Consider the following 595-nt stretch of genomic DNA (forward strand, 5'->3'; position numbering starts at 1 on the left):
CGCCAGCAGCACCGTGTCCGGGTACTGGGCGTCGATCTCCTTGCGCACCCGCTTGAGGAACTCATGGGTGGCGGGGAGGTTCTCGCAGTTGGTGCCCTCTTCGGCGTAGAGGTAGGGCACGGCGTCGAGCCGGAAGCCGTCGATGCCGAGATCCAGCCAGAAGCGCAGGGCCGCCAGGATCTCCTCCTGCACGGCCGGGTTCTCGTAGTTCAGGTCGGGCTGGTGGGAGAAGAAGCGGTGGAAGAAGTACTGCCCGCGGACAGGGTCGTACGTCCAGTTGGAGGCCTCGGTGTCGACGAAGATGATCCGGGCGTCCTGGTACTGCTTGTCGTCGTCGGCCCACATGTAGTAGTCGCCGTAGGGACCGTCCGGGTTGGTGCGCGACTCCTGGAACCACGTGTGCTGGTCGCTGGTGTGGTTCATGACGAAGTCGATGATGACGCGCATGCCGCGCTGGTGTGCTGCGTCGACGAACTCGACGAAGTCGGCGAGGTCGCCGAACTCGGGCAGGACGGCGGTGTAGTCGGAGACGTCGTAGCCGCCGTCGCGCAGCGGAGACTTGAAGAAGGGCGGCAGCCAGAGGCAGTCGACACCG

At 65.4% G+C, this 595-nt stretch carries 1 protein-coding gene; it reads right to left on the bottom strand.

All coding sequences use genetic code 11. The annotated features are described in order from the left end of the window. A partial coding sequence (locus tag IG99_RS43545) for an alpha-amylase family glycosyl hydrolase (RefSeq protein WP_037684586.1) occupies positions 1-595 on the bottom strand: 595 nt, incomplete at both ends.

Origin of the sequence: Streptomyces griseus subsp. griseus (assembly GCF_000720255.1) — a bacterium.
In the GTDB taxonomy this organism is placed as follows: domain Bacteria; phylum Actinomycetota; class Actinomycetes; order Streptomycetales; family Streptomycetaceae; genus Streptomyces; species Streptomyces griseus_I.